The following is a 12,432-nucleotide window of genomic DNA, read 5'->3' on the forward strand; positions in this document are numbered from 1 at the left end:
GTGCGGGGTGAACATCGTGGAGACCTACACCGGGCACGTCGACCCGGGCGGCGACGCCTCCCGGCGGACCCTGGACGCGCTGACCATCACCAAGCTGTCCGTCGGCCCGATGGACAACAACACGTACCTGCTGGTGTGCCGCCAGGAGAACGAAGCCCTGCTCATCGACGCGGCGAACGACCCGGAGCGCATTTCCGACCTGATCGGCCACGGCCCCGACCGGCCGGCCCTGCGCACGGTCGTCACGACCCACCAGCACCAGGACCACTGGCAGGCGCTGGGAGCGGTGGCCGGCGCCAACGGCTCGAACACGGCGGCGCATCCGCTGGACGCTTCGCCGTTGCCGGTGCCGCCGGACTTCCTGGTGGAGCACGGGGACACGCTTTCGGTGGGACAGGTCACTCTTTCGGTGATCCATCTACGCGGGCACACACCGGGGTCGATCGCACTGCTGTACCGGGACCCGTCGGGGCACCCGCACCTGTTCACCGGGGACTCGCTGTTCCCCGGTGGGGTGGGACGGACCACGTCTCCCGAGGACTTCTCGTCGCTCGTGGACGACGTGTCGGCGCGGATCTTCGACGAGCTGCCGGACGAGACGTGGTTCTACCCGGGGCACGGGGACGACTCCACGCTGGGCGCCGAGCGTCCGAAGCTGAAGGAGTGGCGCGAGCGCGGCTGGTGAGCGGATCGCCGGTCCTGAGCGGGAAGCCGGATCGGCACCCTGTTTCCCGCTCACGACCGGCGCCGACACGTTCGGAGCAGCCGGGTAACGGTTCCGGACGCGGGGCAACTCCCCGGACGAACCGGACGTCCCCCTCTTACCCAGCGCTGGGACTTCCACCGGTTTCGCACCCGCCAGGAGGCCCTTCATGTCCAGACCCGTCAGACGCGCGCTCGCCGCCGTCGTCCTGCTGTTCGCCGGTACCGCGACGGCGACCGCCGCCGCCGCGCCCGCCGGTGCCGCGACCACCATTCCCGCTCTGACCGGCATCCGGACCGGGGCCAACCCCGGCTTCGACCGGATCGTCCTCGACCTCACCGCCGGGACCGCGCCCGGCACCGTCAGCTACCGGCTCGTCGACGAGCTCACCGCCGACCCGACCGGGGACATCGTGTGGCTCACCGGGGAGTACTTCATCGACGTCTCCGCGTTCGCCGCCGCCGCGCACGACGACAGCGGGGCCTCCACCTATCCCGGGCCGCAGAAGTTCCGGACGCGGAACCTGCGCAACGTCATGGCCGTCGCGATCACCGGGGACTTCGAGGGACACCTGAACATCGGGCTCGGCGTGCGGTCGCGGAGCACGGTGAACGTCTTCACGCTCACCGCGCCCAACCGCGTCGTCATCGACGTCGCCGGCTGACGGGTGGCGGAGAAGATCCCGTCAGCGCTCGTACGGGATCTTCTCCCCCGCCTCCACCGCGAAGGCCAGGTGGTTGCCCGCCGGGGGCAGCGGGCACGTCGCGAAGTCGGTGAACGCGCACGGCAGGTTGACCGCGCGGTTGAAGTCCAGCGTCACCGTGCCGTCCGCGGTCGGCGCGCCGACCGGCAGGGACCGGTTGGCCGCGTACGTCGTGACGCCGCTCGTCCCGTCCGTGAACAGGATGCTGAAGCCGCCTTCCTTGCCGTTGAACGCGGTCAGCGTGTGCGACGCGCCGTCGTGCTCGAAGTGGACCAGGCCCGGCGCGGTGTAGACGTGGCTCAAGCCCTCGACCACCGCGCCCACCGTGGTCGGCCGCGGCGCGTCGAACGGCTCGAAGCGGCCGGACAGCACCCACGACGGCGACGGCTCGTACGCCGGGACGCCGTGGAAGGCGCGCAGCACCTCGGCCTTCGGGTCGTGCACCCGGATCAGGTACCCCGAGCGGCGGGCCACCTCGATCTCGACGTCGCCGGCCAGCACGCGCGTGCCCGCGCCGCTGTTGACCAGCTCGAAGCGCCGGACATCCGTGATCGGGGCGCCGTCGTGCTCGAGCGAGGCGCCGGCCGGGTCGACGTACGCCGCGTCGGCGTCCTGCCACCAGCGGCCGGGGATGCCCGGGTACTCGCGCGGGGCGTCGGTCAGCCAGTCCAGCGACACCAGCGCCAGCCAGCCGTGCGGTGCGGCGAGGTCCGACTCGCGCCGGGTCTTCCAGTCCTGCCACTCCTGCGTGAACGTGCTCATCGCTGGGCCCTTCCGTCGGCGGTCCTGTCCGGGGGTCCGCACCAGGCTCCCCGCAACACGGCTACAACGGTGCCAACCCGTCCCCCGGCCCGGTATTCCGCGTCCCAGCATCCGGACGGGTGTGCAGCCAGCCGATTTCGCGGCCGCCACCGGCCGCGACGACGACCCGCCGGAACACCGCCGGGTCGAGGTCGTGCTCGCCTTCGCCGGCGGCGTCGTCGTAGAACCGGTCGGACACGATCAGCACCTGGTCCGCCTCCGGGGCCGCGGTCATCGCCGCCTTCAGCTCCGCCGAGTCGCACAGCCAGGACGCCAGCGCGACGGCGGCACCGCCGAAGTGGGGCGGGCGCAGCACGACGTCGCCGTGGGCGACCGCCAGCCGCAGGCGCAGCCGGCCGAACTCGTTGAGGTGGCGGTTGCGGCGCCCCAGCGCGTCGTCCACCAGGCCGACCAGCCCGGTCGCGACCCACCGCGGCGGCACCGTCGGCGGGATGACCAGCGTCGTGTTGTCCCCTTCCGGGCGGCGGTACCAGGTCGGGGTCCGGAAGGGCACCGGGACGCGCTCGAACACGTCGTCCAGCACCGCGTCGAGGGTGACGCCGAGGTGCACCGAACGCGCGGTCCGGCCGCGGCTCGGGGCGACGATCCCGATCCGGACGACGGTCGCGGCCAGCGGGACGGTGCGCATGGCCTCCCTCATTCCTCCCGGGGGTCGAACGACCACTGCAGGCCGTAGCTCAGCCCCTGGTGCAGCTCGTGGAACTCGAGCCCCACCTCCCCGACCCGGTTGACCGTCAGCGCGTCGCCCGAGTCGACGCCGTCGTCGATCACCCGGCCCGGCACGCCGTTGAGCCGCCACACCCGGGCCGGCGGATCGGCCCGGTCGAAGCGGACGCGGACCGAGAACTCCTCGCAGCGGCGCAACGGGGTGAGGGCGTAGTACGGCCGCAACGACGTCCGCCGCGGGGTGAACCGGATGCCGTACTCGTGACGCTGGCCCAGCCGCAGCGGGCTGGGCAGCCGCATGACGAACTGCGCGTGGCTCGCCGAAATCTGCTTGGCCTCGACGATTTCGCCGCCGAAGAGCACGTCGGCGGTGATGTCGGGCGCCGGGTCGGTGCCGGGCACGGCCGGGACGCTGAAGGACAGGACCAGTTCGTCGAGCTCGTCGACCTCCGCGACGATCCGGCGTTCCTCCTGCAGGTCCGGGAGATCGCGGTCGAACCGGAGCATCACCTTCATCGACTCGACGTACCAGCCGGCCAGTGGATGCGGGTCCCGGCCCCGGCCGGGTTCGCCGAGCAGCTCGTCGAGCCGGCGGAAGGCGAGGTCGATGCGGCGGCGCGCGGTGCGCGGGTCCCGGTCGAGCGTGCCGGCCAGCCACGAGATCCGCCGGTCCAGGAACTCCCCGGCCGCCTCTTCGTGCAGGCCCAGTGCCGCCAGCGCGGCCAGCCGCAGGTCCGGGGGCAGCCGGCCGCAGAGCTCGGTGAGCCGCAGGACGAGTTTGTGCCGCGCGGCGGCGGGCGAGTCGGCTTCGGCGATCCCGCACGCCTCGCGCAGGCACGGCCCGATCCGCTGGTGCAGGTCGGTGGCGTCCAGACCGCGGCCGCGGCGCAGCTCGTTCAGCTCGCGCACGAACGGGAAGGAGTTCTCCGCCGTCACGGGCCCTCCTCGCTGCGGCGGAAAGGGAGCCGCGGAACGGCTCGTCACGCTACCAGCGGCGGTTCCGCGGTGGAATGACAAAACGGGGACAGTTCGTGCGCCCGCGAATAGCCCGGCCGGTCGACCCCCCACGAGCCGGCCGGCCGGGCCGCACCGCGGGTGCGTCAGTTCGCGCCGAAGATCAGCGCCCAGATCGAGTGGCTCTCCATCACACACCTCCTCATCGCTGCACCCAGGACGAGGCGGGGGCCGGTGCGGCCGGCGTCACGGCATCTCCGGAGGCCACCAGCAATCCCGCGATCACGCCGATGGCGAACGCGGCGGAAACGGATTTCACCAGGGTCCGGATTTTGCAGTAGACGTTCACGACAAGCACTCCCCCGAGCCTCGCTCAAAAACGGATTCCGGCCGGTGGCATCTCTTTTCTTTTCCGGCCGATTCCAGAATGACGCGAGGAGCGCGTGGGGCAGATGCCCGTTGTCACGGGCCTTGTGTGCCGTTTGGCTCAGAACGGGCCAGGGCGCGCAGGACGTGCATCCGGCGGATGAGGATGCGTTTGCGGCCGGTCTCGACAACGCCCCGCTCCCGCAGGACGGCCAGCGCCCGAGCGACGGTCCGGCGGGCGGCGCCGACCTGCCCCGCCATGTCTTCCTGCGAGAATCCCGCCTCGATCACGATGCCCTCCGGCACGGTACGGCCGTGCTCTTCGGCCAGCCGCACGAGGTGGACCGCGACCCGATGGCTCACGTCGTAGGCCGCCGAGGCGACGCGCGCGTTCTCGGCGGCGCGCAGCCGGACGGCGACGGTCTTGATCGTCGCGATGGCGATCTCGGGCCGGGCCCGCAGCACGGCGAGGAACTGGGCACCGGTCAACTGGACGACCTGGCACGGTTCGATGGCGCGGCACGACACCGTGCGCGCCCAGCCGTTGATCGCCGCCAGTTCGCCCAGCACTTCGCCGGGGCCGCGCAGGCCGAAGAGCACCTCGCGGCCGTCCTCGACGATCTTCGAGATCCGCACCCAGCCCGAGACCAGCACGTGGACGTGGTCGGACGGGTCGCCTTCCATGAGCACGTAGTCGTCGGCGCGGAACCGGCGGCGGACGCCCTGGGCGAGCAGGTACTCGCGGTCGGCGTCGGTGAGGTAGGCCAGCAGCGCGCCCTCGGGCGTGTCACTCGCGTCGTGCCCGCTCATCGGAGCCCCTCCCACTCCGTTCCGGATCTCCACCGTAACCCGGCGTGGTGGCCCGGGGCGAGGGCAGGACGACCGGTAGGGTCGCCGCCGTGGCAGGCGAGGACGGACAGGCCGTGGAGATCTACACCGACGGCGCGTGCAGCGGAAACCCGGGACCCGGCGGCTGGGGCGCGGTGCTGACGTACGGGCGGCACGAGCGCGAGCTGTACGGCGGCGAAGCCACCCCGACGACGAACAACCGCATGGAGCTGACGGCGCCGATCCGCGCGCTGGAGAGCCTGAAGCGGCCGTCGCAGGTCCGGGTGTTCACCGACAGCACGTACGTGCGCAACGGCATCACGCAGTGGCTGCCGCGGTGGAAGAGCAACGGCTGGAAGACCGCGGCGCGCGAGCCGGTCAAGAACGCGGACCTGTGGCAGCGCCTCGACGAAGCCGTCCGCGAGCACGAAGTCGAGTGGCTCTGGGTGAAGGGCCACGCGGGCCTCCCGGGCAACGAGCGAGCGGACCGCCTCGCGGTGCGCGGCGCCCAGGAGGCGCGCGAGAGCGGCAAGCCGGTCAACGCGGACTAGTCCACAAAGGACGGCCGCACCGGGCAGGCAGCGACGTGGCACAATTCCCCGATGTCTCCCGCTTCCTGCCCGTGCGGCCTCACCGGGTCCTACGCCGCCTGCTGTGGCCGGTTCCACGAAGGCGGCTTGGCGGCGCCGACCGCCGAGCTGCTGATGCGGTCCCGGTTCAGCGCCTTCGCCGTCGGGGACGCCGCTTACCTGCTGCGCACCTGGCACCCGGACACCCGGCCGCGGAAACTGTCGCTCGACGCCGGCCAGGAGTGGACACGCCTGGAGATCCTCGCCCGCACCGGCGGCGGCCTGCTGCACAACGAGGGCACGGTCGAGTTCCGCGCGCACTACCGCCACCGGGGCCACGACGCCTTCATGGAGGAGAACAGCCGCTTCCGGCGCGACGCCGGCCAGTGGGTCTACCTCGACGCGGAAGCCTGAGGCGGGCCGGATGGGCACCGTCATCGTCGGCGTGGCCGGGACCCTGCTCGGCGTCCTCTTCGGTGGTGACCTCCAGCACCTGCAGGCGTCGCGCACCCACCGGTGGCAGCGGGACGACGCGCTCGGCAAGCTGAAGCAGGCCGCGTACGCCGAATTCCTGCGCTCGATCAGCGCGAGCTACGGCCAGGCGATGGCGGGCCAGCGGACCCGCACCGAGGACGCCCGGCTGCACGCCGTCACGGCCGAGATCGAAGTCCTCGCCGATCGCGAGGTGTCCGGGCCGGTCCGGGACCTCACCGACGCGATCGTCGACGTGCACTCGAAGCTCGCCGAGGGCGCCGGCGTCGAGCAGGCGACCTTGGCCGCGGTCGATCGCCGCCGGCTCGAGGTGGTCGCCCTCTTCAAGGCCGACCTCGGGATCACGCAAACCTGAGGCCGGGCGACCGGATCAAGGGCAGTCACCGAAACCCGTCCCGCGCACCACCTCCGCCGTGCTAAAACTCGGCGGCGATGGGGAAATTGACGCGCCGCGCCCGGGCGAAGGCGGACTACTTCGGCTTCGTCGGCGCGCGGGAATGGCCGCTCGCCGCGTCCGGGCTGGGGGTGCTGCTCGGCGTCGTCACCATTCTGCCCAGCGCCGTCGGCATCGCGCTCTCGGTCGTCGCGCTCGGGCTCGGGATCACCACCTTCACCCGGGACGTCCGGCTGCTGCGCCGTCGCTGGGCCGGGTTCGAGTTCACCACGATCGCCGCGCCCTACCCCACCGACGACCTGCCGCCGCCCGCCGCCTATCCGCCGTCGGGCTACCTCGCCGTGCCCGCTCGGGGGACCGCGCTGGTCAGCGCCGCGATCGACCGGGATCTGTGGGCGGCGCAGCACACGATCACCGTCGCCGAGGAGCCCTACCGGCTGCCGCCCGCGCTGAAGGCGACCGCGCCGCACGTCCTTCCGCTGCGCGCCCGCGGGCGGCTGCTCTTCAACGGCCCGGTCGTCGGCATGCACGGCGATCCACTGCCCGCCGCCGGCGCCCGGCCCGCGCCGATCCGGCTGCACCGGGCGCGGTTCTTCGACGCCGTCTGCTCGAACGAGCTCGGCACGCTGCGCATCACCCGCGGCGAAACCGGCGAAGAGTACGACCTCCGCAAGGCCGAGCTCACCGACTCCGCGGGCGCGCTGCGGACGTTGAGCAGCAGCACCCTGACCGACCTCGTCGGTGTCTCCACCGTCGCCTTCACCACCGACGGCAAGCTCGTCACCGTCCGGCAGTCGTCGCTCAACGCCGCGAGCGGGCTGCTGCTGGCGCCCTCGGGCAGCGGCTCGCTCGAACCCCGTGACCTGCGGACCGCGGACGGCGAACCCCGGCGGCTGCTGCACGACGCCGTCCGCGCGGGCATGGAACGCGAACTGTGCGAGGAAAGCGGGCTCAGGCCCGAAGACGTCCACGAGACCCGGCTGGTCGGCTTCGCGCGCTGGATGGAGCGCGGCGCGAAGCCGGAGTTCTTCGGGCTGACCGAACTGGCCGTCGACAGCGGCGACGTCGCCGGCCTTCGCCCGGTCAGCGGCGAACGCCTCTACAGCGCCGGATCGACGCTCTTCGACGTCGACCTCGCGGCGGTCGGCGCCGCACTGGCCGCGGGTGTCCCGCTGAGCGGGGCACTACCACGGCGGATCTGGGAAGACGGCTCGCTGCCGCTCCTGCTGGCCCTGCGCGCGGCGGCCGCGTGGCACGCGGCGCAGAGCTGACCAACCGGACGAACACCCCCTGTTCCCGGGGTGACCGGGCCGCTACTATCGTCCGCAATTGTTAGGAAAGTTCCCTAACGATGGTCACCTTTCCTCGCCGCCGTGGTGCCTAGGAGGCGCGCTAGTGAGTCATCGGCAAAGAAGAACCACGACGACGCTGTTGGCGGCGGTCACGCTCGCCGTCGCGCTGGGCGGGGCGGCCGTCCCGGCGGCCGCCGGCGGGCAGGTGCCGGCCGGCGCCACCGTCGCCGCGGCCGGGCCGGCCACCGCGGTCCCCGGTTTCCTGATCCAGTCCTCGGCCCAGGTCAGTGACGACTCGGCGGTCTCGAAGCCGGGCTTCAACACCGCCGGCTGGTACCCCGTCGGCCCGCGCTCGACCGTCTACGCCGGGCTGCTCGCCAACGGCAAGTACGCCGACCCGTTCTACTCGACGAACATGAAGAACGTGCCGACCGCGGACTTCAAGGTCCCGTGGTGGTACCGCACCGACCTCACCGTCACCGACACCACCCAGCGCACCTACCTCGACTTCAGCGGCGTGCTGTCCAAGGCCGACGTCTGGGTCAACGGGATGAAGATCGCGGACAAGGCGCAGGTCACCGGCGCCTACACCCGCCAGGACCTGGACATCACCGCGCAGGTCAAGGCGGGCACGAACAGCGTCGCGTTCAAGGTCTACCCGAACGACCCCGACAAGGACCTGTCGATGGGCTGGATCGACTGGGCGCAGACCCCGCCGGACCAGAACATGGGCATCGTGCGGGACGTCCTCGTCCGCCGCAGCGGGCCGGTCGCGCTGCGCGGCGGCCACGTCGTCACGAGGCTGACCGGGACGACGCACGCCGACCTGACCGTCAAGGCCGACGTCCGCAACGACTCGGCGGCCGCGGTCTCGGCCGTCGTGTCCGGCACGGTCGCCGGCAAGGCGATCAGCCAGACCGTTTCCCTGGCGGCCAAGGAAAAGAAGACCGTCACCTTCCCGGTGATCGGGATCGACAACCCGCAGGTGTGGTGGCCGGCCGGGATGGGCGGGCAGCCGCTCTACGACCTCGACCTGACCGCGAGCGTCGGCGGCGCGGCGTCGGACACCTCCCACGAGAGCTTCGGCGTGCGCGAGGTCAAGGCGCCGAAGAACGCCGGCGGCGGCCGGTCGTACACGATCAACGGACGCCCGCTGCTGATCAAGGGCGGCGGCTACTCGCCGGACCTGTTCCTGCGCTGGAACCAGCAGTACGCGGCGGACAAGCTCGCCTACGTCAAGGATCTCGGGCTCAACACCGTGCGCCTGGAAGGGCACATCGAGCCGGACGAGTTCTTCGACCTCGCCGACCGGATGGGCGTGCTCACGCTGCCCGGCTGGGAGTGCTGCGACAAGTGGGAAGGCCAGGTCAACGGCAGCGAGAAGGGCGACCCCTGGACCGCCGCCGACTACCCGGTCGCCAAGGCGTCGATGACCGCGGAGGCCGAACGCCTGCGCGACCACCCGAGCGTCATCTCCTTCCTCATCGGCAGTGACTTCGCGCCCGACGCGACGATCGAGAAGAACTACCTCGACGCGCTGACCGCCGCGGACTGGCCCACCCCGGTGGTCCCGGCCGCGTCGGCGAAGTCGTCGCCGCAGCTCGGCGCGTCCGGCATGAAGATGAACGGGCCGTACGACTACGTCCCGCCGAACTACTGGTACGACAAGGCGCATTCCGATCTGGGCGGTGCGTGGGGCTTCAACTCCGAGACCAGCGCCGGGCCGGACATCCCGACGATGGACACGCTCAAGCGGATGATGTCGCCGAGTGAGCTGGACACGTTGTGGAAGAGCCCGTCGACCGCGCAGTACCACCGGTCGTCGTCCTCGACGTTCGCCAACCTGAAGCTCTACGGCGACGCGCTGACCGGCCGCTACGGCAAGCCGGCGAGCCTGGACGACTTCGTCCGCAAGGCGCAGCTGGCACAGTACGAGAACGTCCGCGCCGAGTTCGAGTCGCACTCGCGCAACTTCAGCGACAGCTCGAACCCGTCGACCGGGATCATCTACTGGATGCTCAACAGCGGCTGGACGTCGCTGCACTGGCAGCTGTTCGACGCCTACCTCGACCAGAACGGCTCCTACTTCGGGGCGAAGAAGGCGAACGAGCCGCTGCACATCCAGTACTCGTACGACACGAAGTCCGTCGTGGTGGTCAACCACAACCACGACGCGGCGTCGAACCTGACCGCGTCGGTCAAGCTCTACAACCTCGACGGGACGGAGAAGTTCACCCAGTCGAAGACGCTCTCGGTGGGCGGTGACGGCGCGAAGACCACCGCGCTCACCATCCCCGCCGTGAGCGGCCTGTCGACGACGTACCTGGCGAAGCTGGTCCTGACCGACCCGTCGGGCAAGGAGGTCAGCCGCAACGTCTACTGGCTCTCCACCAAGGCCGACACGCTCGACTGGGACAACAGCGACTGGTACTACACGCCGACGACGTCGTACGCCGACCTGTCCGGGCTGAACGGCCTCGGCCAGGTGGCGGTCGACACGGCGGCGACTTCGGCGGCCGGCTCCGACGGCACCACGACCACCAAGGTGACGCTGAAGAACAGCTCCACCGGCAAGCTGCCGGCGTTCTTCGTCGACGCGCACGTCCTCGGCGCGGCGGGCGCACCGGTGCTGCCGGTGAAGTGGACCGACAACCAGGTCAGCCTCTGGCCCGGCGAGTCGGCCACGCTGACCGCGACGTACCGGACCGCGGACCTCAAGGGCGCCAAGCCGTCCGTGCGGGTCGCGGGCTGGAACACCGGCACGAAGACGGTGCCGGCGGACGGCACGGCCGGTCCCGGCACCCCGGCCGACTACCAGGCCGAGGACGCCACGATCACCAGTGGTGTCGCGGAGTCGAACCACGCCGGCTTCACCGGCAGCGGGTTCGTCAACTACGACAACGCGACCGGCAGCGCGGTGGAGTTCTCCGTCGACGCGGCCGCCGCCGGCCCCGCCGACGTCGTCCTGCGGTACGCCAACGGCACCACGGTGAACCGCCCGATGGACGTCTCGGTGAACGGCACGAAGGTGGCGTCCGCGCTCGCCTTCGGCGGCACCGGGAACTGGGACACCTGGCAGACGGTCACGGTGCACGTGACGCTGACCGCCGGGGCGAACAAGATCAAGACGACCGCGACGACCGCCAACGGCGGCCCGAACGTCGACAAGATCACCGTCTAGTCCAAGTCCGTGAATGGCTCATCGAGGGACTCTGAGTCCCTCGATGTGCCATTCACGGCTTGAAGGGTGTCCCAGAGCAGGCGCTGGGCGCGGTCCGGGTCGGGGACCGTGGTGCTGATGTCGTCGAAGAGGCGTGTGACACGGTCGAGTGGCGTGTAGCGCGGCCAGCCCGGGTCGCCGGTGGCGATGAACCGGACCCAGGCGTCCGACATCTCCGTCGCCAGCGCCTGGAAGCGCTCGGTCGGGCGTTTGCGGCCGGCGAAGAGGAACCGCCAGTTCTTGTTGCCGATGTCGTCGAACGTCAGCGGCAGGTCGAGCCCGTGCGGTGCGCCGAGACCACGGCCGCGGGGCGCGATCCGCCAGTCGAGGCGGTACATCCAGGCGTCGCGTTGCTTCTCGGCGAACCGGATCGCCGGGATCCACCAGTCCCCCGCCGTCAGCGCCCGGTTGCGGACCTGGTCTTCGGGCCAGTCGAGCAGCTCGGCGTACGCCGCGACGGCCTTCTCGATCTCGGCGGGCCCCAGCATCGTCGAGCCCACGCCCAGGAGCTTCGCGCCGCCCGACTGCAGCCAGCTGAACAGGTCTTCCTCGTCGGCCGTCGTCCCGATGAGCAGCGGGACGTGGCGGACGCCGTCGAGCGGGCGTTCGGGCAGCAGGTCGCCGTCGACGACCACGCGGTAGGTGACCTTGGTGCCCGAGGCGGCCGAAACCCGTTGCTGCGCTTCGAGAATCCGCGTCACCGGCAGTGTCGCCAGTTCGGCGGGCGAGACGTCGAGCTCGGCCAGCACCTGCGACGCGATCGCCGCGCCCTCGGCCGGGGTGTGCACCACCGCGCCGACGCCGGTGCCGCTCTGCACGATCGCCTGGCCGACCAGCCCGCGCGTGGCGGGCACGGCCAGCAGCGTGCCGACCGTGCGGCCGCCGTTGGACTGCCCGGCGAGCGTCACCCGCGCCGGGTCGCCGCCGAACGCGGAGACGTTGCCGCGTACCCACTTCAGCGCGGCGACCTGGTCGCGCAGGGACAAGTTCGAGTCGGCGACGCCGGGCAGGTGCAGCATGCCCAGGACGCCGAGCCGGTAGGCGACGGTCACCACGACCACCCCGCGCCGGGCCAGCGCGGACCCGTCGAACTGGTGCGGCGCCCCCATCACGCCGCCTCCGCCGTGGATCCACACCAGCACCGGGTACGGGCCGGGCGCGTCCGGCGCGTAGACGTTGAGGTAGAGGCAGTCCTCGTCGCCGGTGAAGCCCCGCCCGGTCAGCTCGGGTTGCGGCGCCCGGGGCGCCCAGCCGGTCGCGTCGCGGACGCCGGACCACGCCGGCGTCGGCCGCGGCGCGCGGAAGCGCAGCTCCCCCACCGGTGGCTCGGCGTACGGCACGCCGAGGAACGTCCTGACCCCGTCCCGCGCGGAGCCGCGCACCGCGCCACCCGCGATCTCTGCCATCGTCACGAAGCCAGCCT

At 71.7% G+C, this 12,432-nt stretch carries 13 protein-coding genes; 7 read left to right on the forward strand and 6 right to left on the reverse strand.

Features of this window, described 5'->3' with window-relative positions:
* Positions 1-7 precede the first annotated feature (7 nt).
* The gene (locus OHS18_RS15215) at positions 8-685 is read left to right on the forward strand and encodes an MBL fold metallo-hydrolase (RefSeq protein ID WP_328617491.1); all 678 of its coding nucleotides are present in this window, start codon (positions 8-10) and stop codon (positions 683-685) included.
* A 187-nt stretch (positions 686-872) separates the two neighbouring features.
* Complete coding sequence (locus OHS18_RS15220; RefSeq protein ID WP_328452227.1) at positions 873-1,367, forward strand: AMIN-like domain-containing (lipo)protein; 495 nt, start codon at positions 873-875, stop codon at positions 1,365-1,367.
* 21 nt (positions 1,368-1,388) lie between these two features.
* Here OHS18_RS15220 and OHS18_RS15225 read toward each other — a convergent pair whose 3' ends face one another.
* The 5 genes from OHS18_RS15225 to OHS18_RS15245 all read right to left on the reverse strand — a co-directional run bounded on the left by OHS18_RS15225 (position 1,389) and on the right by OHS18_RS15245 (position 5,024).
* Positions 1,389-2,168 carry a DUF1684 domain-containing protein gene (locus OHS18_RS15225; protein WP_328617492.1) on the reverse strand — a complete coding sequence of 260 codons (780 nt, stop codon included), beginning with the start codon at positions 2,166-2,168 and terminating at the stop codon, positions 1,389-1,391.
* Positions 2,169-2,229: 61 nt separating this feature from the next.
* Positions 2,230-2,856 carry a hypothetical protein gene (locus tag OHS18_RS15230; RefSeq protein ID WP_328452223.1) on the reverse strand — a complete coding sequence of 209 codons (627 nt, stop codon included), beginning with the start codon at positions 2,854-2,856 and terminating at the stop codon, positions 2,230-2,232.
* Between the two features lie 8 nt (positions 2,857-2,864).
* The gene (locus OHS18_RS15235) at positions 2,865-3,830 is read right to left on the reverse strand and encodes a hypothetical protein (protein WP_328452222.1); all 966 of its coding nucleotides are present in this window, start codon (positions 3,828-3,830) and stop codon (positions 2,865-2,867) included.
* A 220-nt stretch (positions 3,831-4,050) separates the two neighbouring features.
* Positions 4,051-4,197 carry a hypothetical protein gene (locus tag OHS18_RS15240; protein WP_328452220.1) on the reverse strand — a complete coding sequence of 49 codons (147 nt, stop codon included), beginning with the start codon at positions 4,195-4,197 and terminating at the stop codon, positions 4,051-4,053.
* 113 nt (positions 4,198-4,310) lie between these two features.
* Entirely contained in the window at positions 4,311-5,024 is a 714-nt protein-coding gene (locus tag OHS18_RS15245) for a Crp/Fnr family transcriptional regulator (RefSeq protein WP_328452218.1), read from the reverse strand.
* Between the two features lie 89 nt (positions 5,025-5,113).
* Here OHS18_RS15245 and rnhA point away from each other — a divergent pair, with 89 nt between their 5' ends.
* The 5 genes from rnhA to OHS18_RS15270 all read left to right on the forward strand — a co-directional run bounded on the left by rnhA (position 5,114) and on the right by OHS18_RS15270 (position 10,970).
* Entirely contained in the window at positions 5,114-5,593 is a 480-nt protein-coding gene (gene rnhA, locus OHS18_RS15250; protein ID WP_247054110.1) for a ribonuclease HI, read from the forward strand.
* A gap of 51 nt (positions 5,594-5,644) precedes the next feature.
* Entirely contained in the window at positions 5,645-6,025 is a 381-nt protein-coding gene (locus tag OHS18_RS15255; protein WP_328617493.1) for a YchJ family protein, read from the forward strand.
* Between the two features lie 10 nt (positions 6,026-6,035).
* Positions 6,036-6,458 carry a hypothetical protein gene (locus OHS18_RS15260; protein WP_328617494.1) on the forward strand — a complete coding sequence of 141 codons (423 nt, stop codon included), beginning with the start codon at positions 6,036-6,038 and terminating at the stop codon, positions 6,456-6,458.
* Positions 6,459-6,535: 77 nt separating this feature from the next.
* Entirely contained in the window at positions 6,536-7,768 is a 1,233-nt protein-coding gene (locus OHS18_RS15265) for a hypothetical protein (RefSeq protein WP_328617495.1), read from the forward strand.
* A gap of 124 nt (positions 7,769-7,892) precedes the next feature.
* Complete coding sequence (locus tag OHS18_RS15270; protein WP_328617496.1) at positions 7,893-10,970, forward strand: glycosyl hydrolase 2 galactose-binding domain-containing protein; 3,078 nt, start codon at positions 7,893-7,895, stop codon at positions 10,968-10,970.
* Here the strand turns inward: OHS18_RS15270 and OHS18_RS15275 are convergent.
* The gene (locus OHS18_RS15275) at positions 10,967-12,415 is read right to left on the reverse strand and encodes a carboxylesterase/lipase family protein (RefSeq protein ID WP_442875416.1); all 1,449 of its coding nucleotides are present in this window, start codon (positions 12,413-12,415) and stop codon (positions 10,967-10,969) included. The genes OHS18_RS15270 and OHS18_RS15275 overlap by 4 nt on opposite strands.
* Between the last annotated feature and the right edge of the window lie 17 nt (positions 12,416-12,432).

The organism is Amycolatopsis sp. NBC_00355, from assembly GCF_036104975.1.
In the GTDB taxonomy this organism is placed as follows: domain Bacteria; phylum Actinomycetota; class Actinomycetes; order Mycobacteriales; family Pseudonocardiaceae; genus Amycolatopsis.